Source organism: Nonomuraea sp. NPDC049421 (assembly GCF_040677005.1).
In the GTDB taxonomy this organism is placed as follows: Bacteria; Actinomycetota; Actinomycetes; order Streptosporangiales; family Streptosporangiaceae; genus Nonomuraea; species Nonomuraea salmonea.
Window position 1 is genome coordinate 702,454 of record NZ_JBFAQA010000001.1, and the last position, 18,253, is coordinate 720,706.

Consider the following 18,253-nt stretch of genomic DNA (forward strand, 5'->3'; position numbering starts at 1 on the left):
ATCGGGGGAGGGCGCTGTGCTGACATGGCGGCAGGGATCACCCTCACGAAGGGCGGGGCAGGCGTGCTGGACGGCAAGGTCGTCATCATCACCGGCGGCGCGAGGGGCATGGGAGCGGCGACCGCCCGGAGGTGCGCGGCGGCAGGCGCCCGCCTCGTGCTCACCGACGTGCTCGCCGAGGAGGGCGCGGCCACCGCCAAGGAGCTGGACGCCAGGTTCATCGCTCACGACGTGACGAGTGAGGACGCCTGGGCGGCCGTGGTGGAGGAGACCGTGGACGCGTACGGGCGGCTCGACGGCCTGGTCAACAACGCCGGCATCGCCACCGCCCAGCTCATCGAACAGCAGTCACTGGCCGACTTCGAGCGGGTCATCCAGGTCAACCTGACCGGCACCTTCCTCGGGCTCAAGGCGGTGCTCGGCGCCATGCGGGCGTCGGGCGGCGGCGCGATCGTCAACCTGTCGTCGGTCGCGGGGCTGTTCGCGCTGCCGGCCACCGGCGGGTACGGGGCGTCGAAGTGGGGCGTACGCGGGCTCACCAAGATCGCGGCGGTGGAGTTCGCCAAGGACCGCATCCGCGTCAACTCCGTCCATCCCGGGATGATCGTCACCCCCATGACGCTGCCGCTGGGCGCGGTGTCGGGGGAGGGCACGTTCCCGCTGGCCCCGGCCGGGCGGTGGGGCGAGCCCGAGGAGGTCGCGGAGGCGATCGCGTTCCTGCTGTCCGACGCCGCCTCGTACGTCACCGGCGCCGAGCTGGCCGTGGACGGCGGCTGGACGGCGGGCGAGGCCGCGCTGGCGCCGAAGAACGGAGGCTAGGTGCCGTACGCGCAGGTCGAACCCGACGTCAGGCTCTTCTACACCGACGACGGCGACGCCATGAGCGCGCCGCCGCTGCTGCTCGTGCACGGCTGGGGCACCGACTCCCACCAGTGGTCCTGGCACATCGACGCCCTCGCAGAACGGCACCGCGTCATCGCGGTGGACCTGCGCGGCCACGGCTACTCGTCGGTCCCCGCGACCGGCAACACGCCGCGCGCGATGGCCGCCGACCTCGACGCTCTGCTCGGCCGGCTCGGCATCCCGCAGGTCGTGGCCGTCGGCCACTCCATGGGCGGCCAGGTGGTCTCGATCCTCGCCGTCGAGCATCCCCGGCGCGTGCGGGCGCTCGTCACCCTCGACCCCGGCTACGGCATGAGCGCCGAGATCGCCGCCGGCTTCCCCGGCATGATCGCCGGCCTGCGCGGCAGGCGGCCGCACGAGGCCGCCGAGCGCATAGACGAGTGGTGCACGAACGCCGCCACCCCCGCCCTCATCAGACGCTGGCACAAACGCCGCCTGTACGGCATGCCGCCCCATGTGCTGGCGGAGGCGTTCGAGGCCATGTTCGTCACCGGGGACGCCATCGGGGTGCGCCCGGCCAGCGACGACTACCTGGCGCGCAGGCGGTGCCCGGTGCTGTCGATCTGGGCCGATCAGGGGCGCGCGCAGTGGGAGAGCGGGCTGCTCAAGGACCCGGCGTCGGCGGTGCTGTGCTGGGAGGGCGCGAGCCACCGGCTGCACGAGGAACGTCCTGAGGACTTCGTGACCGCCGTGGAGGGCTGGCTGCGCCGTCTCTGAAACCGCCTCTGAAGCCTGTGAAGCCGGCTCTGAACCCGCCTCTAGACCCGTCGAGGCGGGCGGACCTCTCGCCGGCGGGCGCGGGCCCGGCGTACCCGGCGGATCAGCAGCCAGGCGAGCACGGCCAGCACCAGCAGCGCGACGATCACCAGCACGGGCGCGAACACCGCGACCAGGCTCATCCCGATCGATCCTGCGTCCTCGGCGGTGCTCAGCACCGGCGCGCCGAACCCGGCCGTGCCCGCGTTGACCACCGGGCGCACGAGGGATTTGACCGCGTGGACGGCCAGCGCCGCCACGATGCCGATCAGCCACCCCGCCCACGGGTTCTCGGTCATCCACGCGGAGCGCTCGAACTCGGCGGCGGCCGCGCTGGCGGAGAAGACCACGCCGCCGGAGGCCGGGCGGATCACGGTCTGGATGGTGTCGTTGACGCTGTCGATCGCGGGCACCTTGTCCAGCACCAGCTCGGCGGCCAGGAGCACGGCGATGATCGCGAGCACGCCCCAGTTCGACAGCCAGGTGTAGCCGTCGGGCAGGCGTACGGCGTCGGTGACGTTGGCGAGCACGCCCACGACCAGGAGGGGGATGTAGGCGTTGAGGCCGGCGGCCGTGGACAGGCCCAAACCGGTCAGAGCGGCGAGCATCCCCTCAGTCTGCCCCTAGTCTGCTCGGGCCGCCTCGTCCATGAGGTCGCCGAGCGTGCGATCGGTGAACTCGGTCAGTGCCCGGTCGTACTTCTCCATGCCCCACGACCAGAAGTCGAAGTCGATGGTGTCGTTGGCGCCGTCCTGGATGGAGGCCCACAGCGTCCAGCCGTACTTGGACATCAGGCCGAGCAGCCGGGCGCGGGCGATCTTGTGGCGCAGGCGGCGGCCGTAGTAGGCGGTGACCAGCTCCTCCAGGTGGCCGGGCGGCAGGTCGGACTCGCTCCAGACGTTGCCCAGCTCGAAGCAGGCGTCGTTGTTGCCGGAGTACTCGTAGTCGATCAGCCACAGGCGTTCGCCGTCGTCGAGGATGTTGCCGGGCAGCAGGTCGTTGTTGCACGGCACGGTGCCCTCGTCCCTGACCGCCAGGCACGCCCTGATCCGGGCGACGACGGGCATGAAGTCGAGGTAGCGGGGCGGCAGCCGGAAGCCGCGCTCGCGGACGATCGCCAGATAGCGCCGCTGCACGTCGAACATGTCGAAGTCGCGGACGAACCGCGGGCCCGCGTGCAGCCGCCGGCACGCCTCGGCCACGCGGGGCAGGTTGGCCGGGTCGTGCAGGTCGGCCTCGGTGAACGTGCGCGCGCTGACGTACCCGACGACCAGGACGCCCAGGTCGGGCAGGTAGTCGTGCACCGGTGCCCCGACCCCCGCCGCGGCCGCGGCGAGCGAGTTGGCGTGCTCGGCGTCCCTGTCGATGGCCAGCAGCGTGCCGTCGCTGGCCTGCACGCGCACGACGTACGCGCCACGCGGGGTGGTGACCTTGTAGTTGTGGTTGGTGAGCCCGCCGGGCAGCTCCTCCACGGAGCGCGGCACGCCGGACAGCAAGGGGATGCGATCGAGCACCTCTGGCGCGGCCATGCTCGATGCTAGCTCCGCCGCCCAAAACGGTCTAGACCTTTTAGGGTACGCGGGTTAGCCTCGCGACCATGAGCGACTCGGCCCGCATCGTGATCATCGGCGGCGGGGTGGGCGGCGCGTCCGTCGCCTACCACCTCACCCAGCTCGGCGAGCGCGATGTGGTGCTGCTCGAACGCGACGCGCTGACCAGCGGCTCCACCTTCCACTCGGCGGGGCTCGTCGGCCAGCTGCGCGCCGACCCCACACTGACCAGGATGAACCAGTACTCCGTCGAGCTCTACCGCACGCTCGACGCCGGCTGGACCGAGTGCGGCGGCATCAAGCTGGCCTCCACGCCCGAGCGCATGGAGGAGATCCGCCGCCAGATCGGCTGGGCGCGCACGTTCGGGCTGCCGCTGGAGGAGATCTCGGTGGCCGAGGCGGTCGAGCTGTTCCCGCTCATGGACCCTGACGGCGTGGTCGGGGCCGCGTACCTGCCGACGGACGGGCAGATCGACCCGTCGCAGCTCTGCTACGCCCTGGCCGAGCGCGCCCGCGCGGGCGGCGCGAAGCTGCGCACCGGCACCCGCGTGCTCGGCATCGACGTGACCGGCGGCCGGGTCACCGGCGTGCGCACCGACCAGGGCGACATCGCCTGCGAGATCGTGGTCAACTGCGGCGGCATGTTCGCCGCCGAGATCGGCCGCATGGCCGGGGTGCGCGTCCCGATCGTGCCCATGTCGCACCAGTACGTGGTGACCGACGCCTTCCACGACCACGCGAACCTGCCCACGCTGCGCGACCCCGACCTGCTCGTCTACTACCGGCAGGAGGTGCGCGGCCTGGTCATGGGCGGCTACGAGCGCCGCTGCGCCCCATGGACCGCCGGACCTGACGCGTACGACGCGATCCCCGCCGACTTCAACGGCCGCCTGCTGCCCGAGGACTGGCCCAGGTTCGAGGAGATCTCCGACAACTCGCGCGTCCGCGTGCCCGCGATGGCCGACGTCGGCATCCGCAAGCTGATCAACGGGCCCGAGGCGTTCACCCCCGACAACGAGTTCTGCCTGGGGGAGACCGAGGTCGGCGGGTTCTTCGTGGCGGCCGGGTTCTGCGCGCACGGCATCGCGGGCGCGGGCGGCATCGGCAAGGTCATGGCCGAGTGGATCGTCGAGGGCGAGCCGGGCATGGACCTGTGGCACATGGACGTACGCCGCTTCGGCCGCCACTACCGCTCGCCGTCGTACACGCTCAAGCGGGCGGTCGAGAACTACGAGACGTACTACGACATCCGCTACCCCGGGCACGAGCGCTCGGCGGGCCGGCCGCTGCGGGTCTCGCCCGCCTACGGCTGGCACGCCGCCCATGGCGCCGCCTTCGGCGAGAAGTCCGGCTGGGAGCGGGTCAACTACTACACCGCCAACGAGACGCCCGGCGAGGACGAGCGGCCCGCCGGGTGGGCAGGGCGGTCCTGGTCGCCGGCGATCGGGGCGGAGCACCGCGCCACGCGTACGGCGGCCGGGCTGTTCGACGAGAGCTCGTTCGCCAAGATCGAGGTGACCGGGCCCGACGCCGCCGAGCTGCTGGAATGGGTGTGCGACAACCGGGTCGCCCGCGACGTCGGCGCCGTCACGTACACGCAGGCGCTCAACCGGCGCGGCGGCATCGAGTGCGACTTCACCGTCACCCGGCGCGGCGAGCGGGAGTTCCTCGTCGTCACCGGCACCGCGTTCGGCGCCCACGACCTCGGCTGGCTGCGCAAGCAGGCGGCCCGCACGAGCGCGGACGTCAGGATCGCCGACGTGACCGGCCAGTACGCCTGCTTCGCGCTGTGGGGGCCGCGCGCCCGCGACGTGCTCGCCGGGCTGACGCCCGAGCCCGCCGACCTCCCGTTCATGACGGCGCGCGAGCTCACCGTGGGGGACGTGCCGGTGCTGGCGCTGCGGGTGACGTTCGTGGGGGAGCACGGCTGGGAGCTGTACTGCTCCAGCGAGTACGGGCTCGCGCTCTGGCAGGCGCTCTGGGCGGCGGGACGGCCGCACGGGCTGGTGGCCGGCGGCTACCGGGCCATCGACAGCCTGCGCCTGGAGAAGGGGTACCGGGTGTGGGGCGCCGACCTCGGGCCCGAGACGACACCGTACGAGGCGGGCCTCGGCTTCTGCGTCGAACCCGACAAGGACTTCCTCGGCAAGGACGCGCTCGACCCCAGGCCCGCGCGCCGGCTGCGCTGCCTGACGCTGGACGACCCGCGCGCCGTCGCCCTCGGCAACGAGCCGGTACGCCTCGCCGGCCGCGTCGTCTCCCGCGTCACCTCCGGCGGCTACGGCTACACCGCCCGCGCCTCCATCGCCTACGCCTACCTGCCCGCGGACGAGAGCGCGCCGGGCGCGCCCGTCGAGGTCGAGGTGGAGGGCCGGTGGGTGCCGGGCACCGTGGTCAAGGGGCCGGTGGTGCCGTGACGCCGCTGCGTACGGAGATGCGCACCCGGTCAGGACGGAACAGGTCGAGCGCGTACTCCACGGGGACGCCGCCCGCCGCGTAGGCGGTGCGCTCGATCAGCATGAGCGGCGCGCCCGCCTCGATGCCCAGCTCCGCCGCGTCGGCCGGCTCGGCGACCACCGGCTCGAGGTGCTCGACCGCCGTGCGAGGGCGCAGGTCGTAGCGGGCGGCGAGCAGGTCGTACAGGGAGCCGGTCAGGTCCTGGTCGAGCAGTCCCGGCAGGGCGGGGAAGTAGGAGCGCTCCAGCGCGATCGGGGAGCGGCCCGCCGAGCGCACCCGCGCCACCTCGTGTACCGGCTCGCCCGCCGGGACGCCGAGCGCCACCGCGGCGGCGGCCGGCGCCGGCACGGTGGCGGCCCGCAGGATGCGCGCCTCGGCCCGCAGGTGGGCGCGGCGCATCTGCTCGGTGAACCCGGCCAGCCCCGTCAGGTCGCACTCGATGCGCGGCCCCGGCGGCGGCTCCGCCACGAACGCGCCGCCCGACCTGCCGGGCACGCGCAGCAGCACGCCGTCGCGTTCCAGGGTGGCGAGCGCCTGCCTGAGCGTCATCCTGCTCACGCCGAGCCGCCCGGCCAGCTCCCGTTCGCCGGGCAGCCGGTCACCCGGCGCCAGCTCGCCGCCGGCGATCGAGTCGAGCAGCCAGCGCTCGATCTGCACGTGCGCGGGGACGCCGGTGCCGCGCTCCAGCTCAGGCGGGGTCCCGACCACAGGCGCAGGGTACCTCTTGCCGCCGGCTTGGCAACGCCTTGGGGTGGGCGGAAAGGGCGGGGGGAGCCGCGCTCGCCCCCGCCGTCACTCAGCCGTGCAGCCGCCCCGCCGCGTCAGTCCGCTTCAAGGCCGCCCGGCCGCGTCAGTCCGCCGTGAGGCGGCCCAGGCGTTCGACCGCCTCGCCGAACTCGCTGATCAGGTCGTAGACGACGTCCCTGGCCGGGCGTACCTGGTCGAGCTGGCCGACGACCTGCCCGACGAAGTAGTTGACCAGCTCCACGGCGCCGGGCTCGCCCTTCTCCGCCGCCGCCCCGATCCGCGCCATCGCGCCCTCGGCCAGCAGCAGCTGCAGCGGCATGCCCAGCGGGCCGGGGCTCTCCTGCCCGGAGTCCCACTCCTCGGTCCAGGCCGACTTGAGCTGGCGGGCCGGCTTCCCCGTACGGGAGCGCGACCGTACGGTGTCCAGCGACGAGGCCGCCAGCAGCTTCCGCTTGACCGCCGGAGAGGTCTCGGCCTCCTCGGTCGTCAGCCAGAGCGAGCCGCACCACACGCCCTCCGCGCCGAGCGCCATGGCCGCCGCCATCTGCCGCCCCGACGCGATGCCGCCCGCGGCCAGCACGGGCACCGGCGCGACCGCGTCCACGACCTGCGGCACCAGCACCATCGTGGAGACGTCGCCGGTGTGGCCGCCCGCCTCCGTGCCCTGCGCCACGATGAGGTCGGCGCCGGCCTCGACCTGCCTGCGCGCGTGCTCGACGGTGCCCACCAGGGCCGCCACCGGCACGCCCGCCTCCCTGGCCTTCGTCACCATCTCGGGCGGCGGCGGGCCCAGGGCGCTGGCGATCAGCCCGATCCGGTGCTTCAGCGCCACGTCGATCAGCCCGGTCGCGCCGGCCGCGGTGACCCGCCTGCCCATCTCGTCGGCGGTCGCGCTCATCGGCCGGCCGGGCGCGCTGACGCCGTACTTGGTCAGCAGGTGGGTGACGAAGTCGCGGTGGCGGTCGGGGACGGCGTCCATGAGGTGCACGCGCCGGTCGTGCGCCGACGAGTCGATCTTGCCGGGGACGAGCACGTCCACCCCGTACGGCCGGCCGCCCACCCGCTCGTCCAGCCACGTCAGCTCGGTGTCGAGCTGCTCGGGCGAGTACGCGACCGCGCCCAGCACCCCGAACCCGCCCGCGTTCGTGACGGCGGCCACCACGTCGCGGCAGTGGCTGAAGGCGAAGAGCGGAAACTCGATCCCTAAACGCTCACTTATCGCGGTGCGCATGAACCGACGCTAACGGTCAGAAGGTTGTTCGGTCCATCCCCCGGAGCTCAGGTCGTGGCGTCGAACGTGACGGGTCCCTGGAGCTCAGGTCGTCGCGTCGAAGGTGACGGGTCCCTGGAGCTCAGGTCGTGGCGTCGAAGGTGACGGGTCCCTGGAGCTCAGGTCGTGGCGTCGAAGGTGACGGGCGCGTGCCAGCCCAGCTCGGGCGTGTAGCCGCGGATTCGCCTGGCCGGCACCCCGGCCACCACGCTGTGGTCGGGGAACTCGCCGCGCACCACCGCGCCGCCCGCCACCACGCACTGGCGGCCCAGCGTGGTGCCCGGCAGGATGATCGCGCCCGCGCCCAGCCAGGAGCCCGCGCCGATGGAGACCGGGCTGTTGCGCGGCCACTGCCGGCCGATCGGCACCTCGGGGTCGTCGTAGACGTGGTTCTGGTCGGTGATGTAGACGTACGGGCCGGTGAAGACGTGGTCGCCGATGTCGATGGACTGGTGCGCGACGATGTGGGAGCCCCTGCCGATCGAGCAGCCGCCGCCGATGCGCAGGACGGAGCCGTCACCGAGGTCGTGACCCGGCATCATGCCGCACGACAGCGACACCCGCTCGCCCACGAGCGTGTGCTCGCCGATCTCCATCCACTGCTCCCCGAAGATCGCGCCAGGAGGGAAGGCGATGCTGACACCGTCGCCGAGCCGGCCGAATCGATAGCCCGCGGGAGTGGACGGAGTGATCGCCCCGGCGTGCCGGATCGCCGTGTACGTAAGGTGAATCAACGCGCCCAAAGCCCGCCGAACGAGTGACATAGGGACCAAAGTTACCGCTAGGTCAAGCCGTTCGGGCATGTGAGGGGCGTTGTTTGATATCCTGAGAGCCCGTGGACACTTCGACCACACCTCGAGCCACGGGAGCCCCTTTGCGCAGCGCATCGCAAACCAAGCATCTGTTCGTCACCGGCGGTGTCGCCTCCAGTCTCGGCAAGGGGCTCACGGCATCCAGCCTCGGTCGCCTTCTCAAGGGGCGCGGTCTCAGGGTCACCATGCAGAAGCTCGACCCTTACCTCAACGTCGACCCCGGCACCATGAACCCGTTCCAGCACGGCGAGGTGTTCGTCACCGACGACGGTGCCGAGACCGACCTCGACGTCGGCCACTACGAGCGGTTCCTCGACACCAGCCTGCTCGGCTCGGCCAACGTGACCACCGGGCAGGTCTACTCCAACGTCATCGCCAAGGAGCGCCGCGGCGAATACCTGGGCGACACCGTGCAGGTCATCCCGCACATCACCAACGAGATCAAGGACCGCATCCGGGGCATGGCCGGTCCTGACGTGGACGTGGTCATCACCGAGGTGGGCGGCACGGTCGGCGACATCGAGTCCCAGCCGTTCCTGGAGGCCGTCCGCCAGATCAGGCACGAGGTGGGCCGCGACAACGTGTTCTTCCTGCACGTGTCGCTGCTGCCGTACATCGGGCCGTCGGGCGAGCTCAAGACCAAGCCGACCCAGCACAGCGTGGCCGCGCTGCGCAGCATCGGCATCCAGCCCGACGCGATCGTGCTGCGCTCCGACCGGCCGGTGCAGACGGCCATCAAGCGCAAGATCAGCCTGATGTGCGACGTCGACGAGGACGCCGTCGTCTCCGCCGTCGACGCGGCCTCGATCTACGACATCCCGAAGGTGCTCCACGCCGAGGGCCTCGACGCGTACGTCGTGCGCCGGCTCGGCCTGCCCTTCCGCGACGTCGACTGGACCGAGTGGGAGCAGCTCCTGCGCCGGGTGCACCGCCCGGCCAAGGAGGTCACGATCGCCCTCGTCGGGAAATATATCGATTTGCCGGACGCGTACCTCTCGGTCACCGAGGCGCTGCGCGCCGGCGGCTTCGCCAACGACGCCCGCGTCAACATCCGCTGGGTCAAGAGCGACGACTGCGAGACCCCCGAGGGCGCGGAGCGCGAGCTCGACGGCGTCGACGGCGTGCTGATCCCCGGCGGCTTCGGCGTCCGCGGCATCGAGGGCAAGATCGGCGCCATCCGCCACGCCCGCGAGAACAAGATCCCGCTGCTCGGCATCTGCCTCGGCATGCAGGGCATGGTCATCGAGGCCGCCCGCAACATGGCCGGCATCGAGGACGCCAACTCCTCCGAGTTCGACCCCGACACCAAGCACCCGGTCATCTCCACCATGGCCGACCAGGAAGACGTCATCGCCGGCGAGCGCGACATGGGCGGCACCATGCGGCTCGGCAGCTACACCGCCAAGCTCGGCGAGGGCACGCTGGCCAGGCACCTCTACGGCGGCAAGGCCAAGGCCGACGAGCGCCACCGCCACCGCTACGAGGTCAACAACGCCTACCGCGAGCGGCTCGAGCAGGTCGGCATGGTCTTCTCCGGCCTGTCGCCCGACGGCCGGCTGGTCGAGTACACCGAGCTGCCCCCCGAGATCCACCCGTTCTTCATCGGCACCCAGGCGCACCCCGAGTTCCGCTCCCGGCCCACCAGGGCCAACCCGATGTTCAAGGGCCTCGTGGGAGCCGCGCTCGTCTACGCCGACAGCCGCGTCGGCAGCGCCAAGGTGCACCCGTGAACGGCCACCCCAACGGCTCGTCGCCGCAGGGCGCCGCGGGCGGCCGGCTGATCGCGGACACGCCCGAGTCGTGGGACGTCGTCGAATCCCGCCACCGCTTCAAGGGCCACATCATCGACGTCGTCACCGACACGGTCAGGATGCCCCGCGACGAGGTGGCCGAGCGCGACTACGTCGTCCATCCGGGAGCCGTCGCCGCGCTCGCCCTCGACGAGCACGACCGCGTCCTGCTCATCAGGCAGTACCGCCACCCCACCCGCCACCTGATGTGGGAGCTGCCCGCCGGGATCCGCGACGTGGCGGGCGAACCGCTGGTCGAGACCGCCGCGCGCGAGCTCGCCGAGGAGGCCGGCTACCGCGCCGAGACCTGGTACACCCTGGCCGACCTGCGCTCGTCGCCCGGCATGACCGACGAGCGGGTCAGGGTGTTCCTCGCCCGCGACCTGACCAAGATCCCCGATGAGGAGAACGACTTCGTCCAGCGGCACGAGGAGATCGGCATGCCGATCGAATGGGTGCCGCTGGCCGACGCGGTGGAGAAGGCCCTCATGGGAATGATCCACAATTCCACGGCCGTGGCCGGTATCCTCGCCGCATATGCGGCATCGGTTGAGGGGTTCGCCCTGTTGCGCCCCGCCGACGCTCCGGAGGCGTGACGGAAGGACCTGTTCGTGGAGGCAGTGCTCTCCAGCTACCTCGCCCATCTCGCGGTCGAACGAGGTCTGGCTGCCAACACGCTCGCGTCCTACCGCCGTGACCTGCGCCGCTACGTCGACCACCTCCAGGCGCGCGGGCGCCTGGAGCTCGACCAGGTGGGGGAGGCCGACGTCCAGGCCTTCCTCGCCGCGCTGCGCGAGGGCGACGGCGAGCACCCCGCCCTCGTGGCCAGCTCCGCGGCCCGCGCCGTCTCCGCCGTGCGCGGGCTGCACCGCTTCGCCCTGCGCGAAGGGGTGACGGCCCACGACCCCGCCCACGAGGTACGCCCGCCCCGCCGGCTGCGCCGCCTGCCCAAGGCCATCGGCGTCGCCGAGGTCGAGCGCCTCATCGCCGCCTCCGGCCCCGACGGCGCGCCGCTCACGCTGCGCAACAGGGCCCTGCTCGAAGTCCTCTACGGCACCGGCGCCCGCATCTCCGAGGCCGTCGGGCTGGCCGTGGACGACCTGGAGGACGACCAGGTACGCCTGCGCGGCAAGGGCGGCCGCACCCGCATCGTGCCGCTGGGCCGCTACGCGCGGGCCGCGCTGGACGCCTACCTCGTACGGGCCAGGCCGGGGCTGCTCGCCCACGGCCGCGGCACCCCCGCGGTCTTCCTCAACGCCCGCGGCGGGCGCCTGACCAGGCAGGGCGCGTGGGAGGTGCTGCAGGCCGCCGCCGAACGAGCCGGACTCGACGGGATAAGCCCGCACGTACTCCGGCATTCCTTCGCAACTCACCTTTTGGACGGCGGCGCGGACGTTAGGGTGGTGCAGGAGCTGCTCGGCCACGCCTCGGTGACGACCACGCAGGTCTACACCCTGGTCACGGTCGACAAGCTCCGCGAGGTCTACGCCGCCGCGCATCCGCGCGCCCGGCAGTGATCTATAGTCTTTTGGGACGTGCGCCGCCCCCGGCGTGCCGCCTTGCCGCGTTAAGTGGTGACGCCATAGTGTCCGTCCGGACGGTCCGGTTCGGGATCGTCAGGGAGGTTCGAGCTGGTGACTGTGACGACCAAGGGTTCGACCCCGGGGACCCCCGACAACCCCTGGGGCGACACCAAGACCAACGCGCCCTCCAACGGCGTCAACCTGGGCCCGACACAGCGGCCCAGACCCGTGTTCCCCGAGCCGGTGCCCCCCGCGGTGCACGGCCCGGCGCGCGTGGTCGCGATGGTCAACCAGAAGGGTGGCGTCGGCAAGACCACGACCACCATCAATCTCGGCGCCGCGCTGGTCGAATACGGCCTCAAGGTGCTGCTGGTCGACTTCGACCCGCAGGGCGCGCTGTCCGTCGGGCTCGGCATCAACCCGCTGCAGCTCGACCTGACCGTCTACAACCTGCTGATGGAACGCGGGGTCACCGCCGAAGACGTCCTGCTCGAGACCGGCGTCGAGGGCCTCGACCTGCTGCCCAGCAACATCGACCTGTCCGCCGCCGAAGTGCAGCTCGTCACCGAGGTCGCCCGCGAGCAGGTGCTCGGCCGCGTCATCAAGCCGCTGCTGCCCCACTACGACGTCTGCCTCATCGACTGCCAGCCGTCGCTCGGCCTGCTCACCATCAACGCCCTCACCTGCGCCCACGGCGTCATGGTGCCGCTGGAGTGCGAGTTCTTCGCGCTGCGCGGTGTCGCGCTGCTCATGGACACCATCTCCAAGGTGCAGGAGCGGCTCAACGAGGACCTCGAGATCGAGGGCCTGCTCGCCACCATGTACGACGCCCGCACCCTGCACGGCCGCGAGGTGCTGGCCCGGGTCGTGGAGGCGTTCGGCGATAAGGTGTTCCACACCGTGATCAACCGTACGGTGCGCTTCCCCGACGCCACCGTGGCGGGCGAGCCCATCACGACGTTCGACCCGTCGTCGCTCGGCGCCAACGCCTACCGTGAGCTGGCCCGCGAGGTGCTCTCGCGCTGGCCCGCGCCTGCCACAATGGCCAGGTGACCGCAGAGCAGACCGAGACCCAGGGCTTCCAGGTTCATCTGGACGTCTTCGAGGGCCCCTTCGACCTGCTCCTCGGCCTCATCGCCAAGCACAAGCTCGACATCACCGAGGTCTCGCTCTCCAAGGTCACCGACGAGTTCATCGCGTACATCAAGTCGCGGGGGCCCGAGTGGGACCTCGACCAGACCAGCCACTTCCTGCTGGTCGCGGCGACCCTGCTCGACCTCAAGGCGGCCAGGCTGCTGCCGTCGGGCGAGGTCGAGGACGAAGAGGACCTGGCGCTGCTCGAGGCCAGAGACCTGCTGTTCGCGCGGCTGCTGCAGTACAAGGCGTACAAGGAAGTGGCCAAGGTCTTCGCCGGGCGGATGGCCGAGGAGGCGCTGCGCTTTCCGCGTACGGTGCCGATGGAGGAGCAGTTCGCCAACCTGCTGCCCGAGCTGATCCTCGGCATCGGGCCCGAGCAGCTCGCCCGCATCGCGGCCAAGGCGTTCACCCCCAAGCTGCCGCCCACCGTGAGCGTCGGTCACATCTACCAGCCGCTCGCCAGCGTCAAGGAGCAGGCCGCCATCCTGGTCATGCACCTGCGCCGGATGCGGCGGGCCACCTTCCGCGCCCTCACCGCCGACTGCGAGGGCACGATCGAGGTGATCGCGCGCTTCCTGGCCGTGCTTGAGCTCTTCCGCGAGTCGGCGGTCACGTTCGACCAGGTCGAGCCGCTGGGGGAGCTGCACGTGACCTGGACGGGCACCGACGACGGCGACGTCGCGGTGGGGGACGACTACGAGGAACCGGCGGAGAAACGCACTGATGACTGACGACAACCCGCTCCCCAACCCACGCCGCTCACCCGACTCCGACCCGCCCCTGCCCGCGTGGATGACCCTCCCGGGCTCCCTGGTCCAGCCGGGCGCCCCCAGCGTGGAAGGCACCGACGCCACCGAGCCCGGCGACCCGGCCGGCCCTGGGCCCGTCGACGACGCACCGCCACACGCCGAGCCGGCGGAGACGGACGCGGCCGCAGGGGAGCCGGAGGCCCCGGACGAGCCCGAGGCGCCGGCGGCTCCCTCGGCGGATGGGGTCCGTCCCCAGGCGGGGGACGGGGCGAGTCCTGGGGGCGAGGGCGTGCCGCGGGCCGGGTGGCGGGATGCCACCGAGGCCGAGAAGCCTGCTGTGGCGGCCTCCGCTCGCGGGGGTGAAGAGCCTGGGAACGCCGGTGGCGGCGGGGGCGCTGGGGAGGGGCCGTCGTTGGAGGCGGCGCTTGAGGCTATCCTGATGGTGGTTGATGAGCCCGTCGCCGAGGTGACGCTGGCTCAGGTGCTGGAGCGGCCGACGCATCAGGTGGCCGCTGCGTTGCGCGCGCTGGCGGCGGAATACACCGCCGCCGGGCGGGGTTTTGATTTGCGAGAAGTCGCGGGCGGCTGGCGCTTTTACACGCGTGCCGACTGCGCGGCGCTGGTCGAGCGGTTCGTACGCGACGGCCAGCAGACGCGGCTGACCCAGGCCGCGCTGGAGACACTCGCGGTCGTGGCCTACCGGCAACCGGTGAGCCGTGCCCGCGTCGCCGCGGTGCGCGGCGTCAACAGCGACGGCGTCATGCGGACGCTCGTCGCCAGGGGGCTGGTCGAGGAGGCCGGCACCGACCCGGAGAGCCAGGCAGTGCTCTACCGGACAAGCTCATACTTCCTTGAACGTCTGGGACTGCGGGATCTGAGCGAGCTGCCTGAGCTCGCCCCCTTCCTCCCCGACGACGTGGAAAATCTCGAGGAGACGACAAAGTGATCAACAGGCGTAGCACCCCGTCCGGTGATGGACGCGGTCGTGGACGTGCCGGCGGCTCCGGCCGTGGCGGGCGTCCCGCCTTCCGCTCCGGTGACACCCGTGGCGGCGGCACGCGTGGAGGGGACTCCCGCGGTGCCCGCGGTGGCCGGGGCGACTTCCGGCGCGACGACGACGCCCGCGGCGGAGACGACTTCCGCGCCCGGCCGTCCCGCGACTCCCTGCGCGCCGACCGGGGCGGCGCCCGCGCCCGGTACGACCGCGGCGACGGCGACCGTCGTCAGGGCCCGCGCGACGACAGGCGCAGCGACAGGCGCGATGACAGGCGTGATGACAGGTACGCCGGCGGCGACGACCGCCGGCAGCGATACAGCGGCGACCGCTTCGGCGGCGGCGACCGCGGGCGGTCCAGCGGCGGTGACCGTGGGCGGTTCGGCGGTGGTGACCGCGACCGTTTCGGCGGCGGTGACCGTGGGCGGTCCAGTGGCGGTGACCGGCAGGAGCGCTTTCGCCGCGACGACCGCGCCGGAGGGCGCGGCGACCGCTTCGACCGGAGCGACCGGGGTGACCGGGGTGACCGGGCCGGGGGACGCGGCGACCGCTTCGGCGGGGGTGACCGGTTCGACCGGGGCGGCGACCGTTACGAGCGCGGTGAGCGCTTCCGTGACGAGGGCCGGGGCGGTTACCGTTCCGACCGATCGGACGACCGGCGAGACGACCGGCGAGACGACCGGCGAGACGAGCGGGGCGCCAGTGCGTTCCGTGCGGGCCGGAGCGGGCGGCGTGAGGACGCCGGATCAAGGCCCGTGAGCTCGACGCGCGCCCGCTACGGCCGGCGTGACGGCGACGACGGGCCGGCCCGGCGCGACTGGAGCGACCGTCCCGAGCGGGCCGAACGCGACGACCGCCAGTCCCGGCCGCAGCGCTCCGGCCGGCAGGACCGTCCCGAGCGCGGCGACCGCTTCGAGCGCGGGGAGCGCGGCGACCGGCGTGACCGGCCCGAGCGTGGCGGTCGTCCTGAGCGTGGCGAGCGTTCCGAGCGGGGGCGGTTCGAGCGGAACGGGCGTCCTGGCGCGCGTACCGGGCGCAGGGACGACGTGCAGACCGTCGGCGGGGGACGGCGCGGCAGCGGCCCCGGCAGTGGGTCCGGCAGTGGGTCCGGCAGGGGCCCCGGCAGCCCTCAGCGTGACCGCGTCAAGGCGGCCAGGCAGCCGCTTCGCGACCGCGACTTCTACCCCGAGGGCTACACCGACGAGCGCGACACCACCGAGGTCCCCGACGGCGTGCGGCTGCAGAAGGTGCTCGCCCAGGCGGGCGTCGCGAGCCGCAGGGCGTGCGAGGAGATGATCGGCGAGGGCCGGGTCACGGTCAACGGCCAGGTGGTCCGCAGGTTCGGTGCCAAGGTCGACCCGGCGACGCAGGTCATCCACGTCGACGGCATGCGCATCCCGACCGCCCCCGACCTGGTCTACTACGCGCTCAACAAGCCGATCGGCGTCGTGTCCACCATGGACGACCCGCAGGGCCGTCCGTGCCTGGCCGACTACGTCGAGGAGCTGGCGCCCAGGTTGTTCCACGTCGGGCGGCTCGACACCGAGACCGAGGGCCTGCTGCTGCTCACCAACGACGGCGAGCTGGCCAACAGGCTGACGCACCCGAGCTACGGCGTGCAGAAGAAATACTGGGCCAAGGTGCCGGGGCCGATCCCGCGCGACCTCGGCCGCCGCCTCAAGCAGGGCATCGAGCTGGAGGACGGCATCGCCAGGGCCGACGCGTTCTCGATCGTGCAGGAGCACGGCCAGCAGGCGCTGGTCGAGGTGGTGCTGCACGAGGGCCGCAAGCACGTGGTCAGGCGGATGCTGGAAGAGGCGGGTCACCGGGTGATCGACCTGGCCAGGATCGAGTTCGGGCCGGTGAAGCTGGGCCGTACGAAGCCGGGCACCGTCAGGGCGCTCTCGCTGAAGGAAGTCGGCGAGCTGTACGCGGCCGTGAAGCTGTAATCTGGCCGGACGCAGGAGCCCGTGCGGTCCTTCCGCACGGGCTCTATGGCCATGGAAGGGAACGAAGCACATGGTGCGGGCGATCCGTGGGGCGATCCAGGTCGACGCCAACGACCGTGACGCGGTCATCTCGGGCACGACCGAGCTGGTCAGCACGATCATGGAGCGTAACGACCTGACTCCCGACGACGTGATCAGCGTGCTGTTCACCGCGACGCCCGACCTGACGGCCGAGTTCCCCGCGCTGGCCGCGCGCAAGCTGGGCTTCCACGATGTGCCGCTGATCTGCTGCACCGAGATCGACGTCCCCGGCGCGCTGCCGCGGGTGGTGCGCCTCATGGCCCACATCGAGACCGACCGGCCGCGTTCCGAGATGCAGCACGTCTATCTGCGGGGTGCGGTGGCGCTGCGGCAGGACATCGCCCAGTAGATTCGCCGTAAGGCAGGACGCGGCAGGCATACAGGCCGCGCGGCACCTCTCAACCGTTCAGCCCGACCATTCAGGACATCGACATGGATCTTCGTACCGTGCTCGTCGTCGGCACCGGTCTCATCGGCACCTCCGCGGCGCTGGCCCTGCGCAAGCGGGGTGTGCGGGTGCTGCTCGCCGACCAGGACGAGGGGGCCGTACGACTGGCACGGGAGCTCGGCGCCGGCGAGGAGTGGCGGCCGGGCGCCGACGCGGAGCGGGCCGACCTCGCGGTCATCGCGGTGCCGCCCGCGCACGTGGCGACCGAGCTGCTGGAGCTGCAGCGCCTCGGCGCGGCCCGCTTCTACACCGACGTGGCGAGCGTCAAGGGCGAGCCCATCCACCGGGCCATGCAGCTCGGCTGCGACCTGTCCTCCTACGTGGCCTCGCACCCGCTCGCCGGGCGGGAGAAGTCGGGTCCTGGCGCGGCCAGGGACGACCTGTTCCTGGGCCGGCCGTGGGCGCTGTGCCCCACCGAGGAGGCCGATCCCGAGGCGAAGGCGGCGGTGCTGCGGCTGATCGAGCTGTGCGGGGCCAACGCGGTCGAGGTCAGCGCCATCGACCATGACCGTGCGGTCGCGGTCGTCTCCCACGCGCCCCACGTGGCGGCCTCGGCGGTGGCGGCCCGGCTGGCCGACGCCACCGACGTCGCGCTCGGGCTGGCCGGTCAGGGCATCCGCGACGTCACGCGCATCGCGGGCAGCGATCCCGGGCTGTGGCTGGGCATCCTGTCCGGCAACGCGACGCCGGTCGCCGAGGTGCTGGAGGCGGTGGCCAACGACCTGGCCGACGCGGCGAACGCGCTGCGGGCCCTGGCCGACGGCGACGGCACCGCGACCAACGAGATCACCCAGCTGCTCAAGCGCGGCGTCGTGGGCCACGACCGCATCCCCGGCAAGCACGGCGGCCCCGCCTCCTCCTACGCCGTGGTGCAGGTGGTCATCGGCGACCGTCCCGGTCAGCTCGCCCGCCTGTTCCAGGCGTGCGACGAGGTCGGGGTCAACGTCGAGGACGTCCGCCTGGAGCACGCTCCCGGCCTGCCGCTGGGCATCGCGGAGCTGTCCGTGGAGCCCGGCGCCGCCGCCGCCCTCACCCGGGCTCTGCACGAACGCGGCTGGCAGGTCCCCTGAGACCCGTCTCGCCCGCC

The 18,253-nt window shown here is 72.4% G+C and carries 17 protein-coding genes; 12 read left to right on the forward strand and 5 right to left on the reverse strand.

Annotation, left to right across the window (positions count from 1 at the left end):
- Positions 1-24 precede the first annotated feature (24 nt).
- The gene (locus AB0K18_RS03195) at positions 25-819 is read left to right on the forward strand and encodes a glucose 1-dehydrogenase (protein ID WP_364908995.1); all 795 of its coding nucleotides are present in this window, start codon (positions 25-27) and stop codon (positions 817-819) included.
- A complete protein-coding gene (locus AB0K18_RS03200) occupies positions 820-1,620 on the forward strand; it encodes an alpha/beta hydrolase (protein ID WP_364908998.1) in 801 nt (266 codons plus the stop codon). It begins immediately after the preceding gene.
- 41 nt (positions 1,621-1,661) lie between these two features.
- Here AB0K18_RS03200 and AB0K18_RS03205 read toward each other — a convergent pair whose 3' ends face one another.
- Together AB0K18_RS03205 and AB0K18_RS03210 are read right to left on the reverse strand one after the other, a co-directional pair.
- Positions 1,662-2,267: a DUF4126 domain-containing protein gene (locus AB0K18_RS03205; RefSeq protein ID WP_364909001.1), complete on the reverse strand. Its 606-nt coding sequence runs from the start codon at positions 2,265-2,267 to the stop codon at positions 1,662-1,664.
- Between the two features lie 15 nt (positions 2,268-2,282).
- Positions 2,283-3,188 (reverse strand): phosphotransferase, encoded by a 906-nt coding sequence (locus AB0K18_RS03210; protein ID WP_364909003.1) that lies wholly within the window; start codon positions 3,186-3,188, stop codon positions 2,283-2,285.
- 68 nt (positions 3,189-3,256) lie between these two features.
- Between AB0K18_RS03210 and AB0K18_RS03215 the strand changes: the two genes are divergently transcribed.
- On the forward strand, positions 3,257-5,626 hold the full coding sequence (locus AB0K18_RS03215) for an FAD-dependent oxidoreductase (protein WP_364909006.1): 2,370 nt from the start codon (positions 3,257-3,259) through the stop codon (positions 5,624-5,626).
- Here the strand turns inward: AB0K18_RS03215 and AB0K18_RS03220 are convergent.
- The 3 genes from AB0K18_RS03220 to AB0K18_RS03230 form a co-directional block, all read right to left on the reverse strand.
- The gene (locus AB0K18_RS03220; protein WP_364909007.1) at positions 5,604-6,374 is read right to left on the reverse strand and encodes a GntR family transcriptional regulator; all 771 of its coding nucleotides are present in this window, start codon (positions 6,372-6,374) and stop codon (positions 5,604-5,606) included. The genes AB0K18_RS03215 and AB0K18_RS03220 overlap by 23 nt on opposite strands.
- A 142-nt stretch (positions 6,375-6,516) precedes the next feature.
- Positions 6,517-7,644 (reverse strand): nitronate monooxygenase family protein, encoded by a 1,128-nt coding sequence (locus AB0K18_RS03225; RefSeq protein WP_364909009.1) that lies wholly within the window; start codon positions 7,642-7,644, stop codon positions 6,517-6,519.
- 158 nt (positions 7,645-7,802) lie between these two features.
- Positions 7,803-8,417, reverse strand: coding sequence for an acyltransferase (locus AB0K18_RS03230; protein WP_364909012.1), 615 nt, complete (start codon positions 8,415-8,417; stop codon positions 7,803-7,805).
- Positions 8,418-8,557: 140 nt separating this feature from the next.
- Here AB0K18_RS03230 and AB0K18_RS03235 point away from each other — a divergent pair, with 140 nt between their 5' ends.
- The 9 genes from AB0K18_RS03235 (at position 8,558) to AB0K18_RS03275 (ending at position 18,236) form a co-directional block, all read left to right on the forward strand.
- Positions 8,558-10,225 (forward strand): CTP synthase, encoded by a 1,668-nt coding sequence (locus AB0K18_RS03235; protein ID WP_364909014.1) that lies wholly within the window; start codon positions 8,558-8,560, stop codon positions 10,223-10,225.
- Positions 10,222-10,881 carry an NUDIX hydrolase gene (locus tag AB0K18_RS03240; protein WP_364909017.1) on the forward strand — a complete coding sequence of 220 codons (660 nt, stop codon included), beginning with the start codon at positions 10,222-10,224 and terminating at the stop codon, positions 10,879-10,881. The genes AB0K18_RS03235 and AB0K18_RS03240 overlap by 4 nt, the downstream gene beginning before the upstream one ends.
- A 15-nt stretch (positions 10,882-10,896) precedes the next feature.
- A complete protein-coding gene (locus AB0K18_RS03245; RefSeq protein WP_345401636.1) occupies positions 10,897-11,802 on the forward strand; it encodes a site-specific tyrosine recombinase XerD in 906 nt (301 codons plus the stop codon).
- Positions 11,803-11,919: 117 nt separating this feature from the next.
- Complete coding sequence (locus AB0K18_RS03250) at positions 11,920-12,861, forward strand: ParA family protein (RefSeq protein ID WP_185073132.1); 942 nt, start codon at positions 11,920-11,922, stop codon at positions 12,859-12,861.
- Positions 12,858-13,676: a segregation/condensation protein A gene (locus tag AB0K18_RS03255; RefSeq protein WP_364366270.1), complete on the forward strand. Its 819-nt coding sequence runs from the start codon at positions 12,858-12,860 to the stop codon at positions 13,674-13,676. Before AB0K18_RS03250 ends, AB0K18_RS03255 begins: the two co-directional genes overlap by 4 nt.
- Positions 13,677-14,106: 430 nt before the next feature.
- On the forward strand, positions 14,107-14,640 hold the full coding sequence (gene scpB, locus AB0K18_RS03260) for an SMC-Scp complex subunit ScpB (protein ID WP_355432868.1): 534 nt from the start codon (positions 14,107-14,109) through the stop codon (positions 14,638-14,640).
- Entirely contained in the window at positions 14,637-16,637 is a 2,001-nt protein-coding gene (locus tag AB0K18_RS03265; protein WP_364909021.1) for a pseudouridine synthase, read from the forward strand. Before scpB ends, AB0K18_RS03265 begins: the two co-directional genes overlap by 4 nt.
- A gap of 70 nt (positions 16,638-16,707) precedes the next feature.
- Positions 16,708-17,067: a chorismate mutase gene (gene aroH, locus AB0K18_RS03270; protein WP_364909023.1), complete on the forward strand. Its 360-nt coding sequence runs from the start codon at positions 16,708-16,710 to the stop codon at positions 17,065-17,067.
- A gap of 83 nt (positions 17,068-17,150) precedes the next feature.
- On the forward strand, positions 17,151-18,236 hold the full coding sequence (locus AB0K18_RS03275; RefSeq protein ID WP_364909026.1) for a prephenate dehydrogenase: 1,086 nt from the start codon (positions 17,151-17,153) through the stop codon (positions 18,234-18,236).
- Positions 18,237-18,253: the final 17 nt, after the last annotated feature.

What these genes read in the sequence shown, in the direction of transcription:
- AB0K18_RS03225 (WP_364909009.1), bottom strand. Translation starts at nt 7,644, where the DNA reads ATGCGCACCGCGATAAGTGAGCGTTTAGGGATCGAGTTTCCGCTCTTC.
- AB0K18_RS03210 (WP_364909003.1), bottom strand. Translation starts at nt 3,188, where the DNA reads ATGGCCGCGCCAGAGGTGCTCGATCGCATCCCCTTGCTGTCCGGCGTG.
- AB0K18_RS03205 (WP_364909001.1), bottom strand. Translation starts at nt 2,267, where the DNA reads ATGCTCGCCGCTCTGACCGGTTTGGGCCTGTCCACGGCCGCCGGCCTC.
- AB0K18_RS03195 (WP_364908995.1), top strand. Translation starts at nt 25, where the DNA reads ATGGCGGCAGGGATCACCCTCACGAAGGGCGGGGCAGGCGTGCTGGAC.
- aroH (WP_364909023.1), top strand. Translation starts at nt 16,708, where the DNA reads ATGGTGCGGGCGATCCGTGGGGCGATCCAGGTCGACGCCAACGACCGT.
- AB0K18_RS03215 (WP_364909006.1), top strand. Translation starts at nt 3,257, where the DNA reads ATGAGCGACTCGGCCCGCATCGTGATCATCGGCGGCGGGGTGGGCGGC.
- AB0K18_RS03275 (WP_364909026.1), top strand. Translation starts at nt 17,151, where the DNA reads ATGGATCTTCGTACCGTGCTCGTCGTCGGCACCGGTCTCATCGGCACC.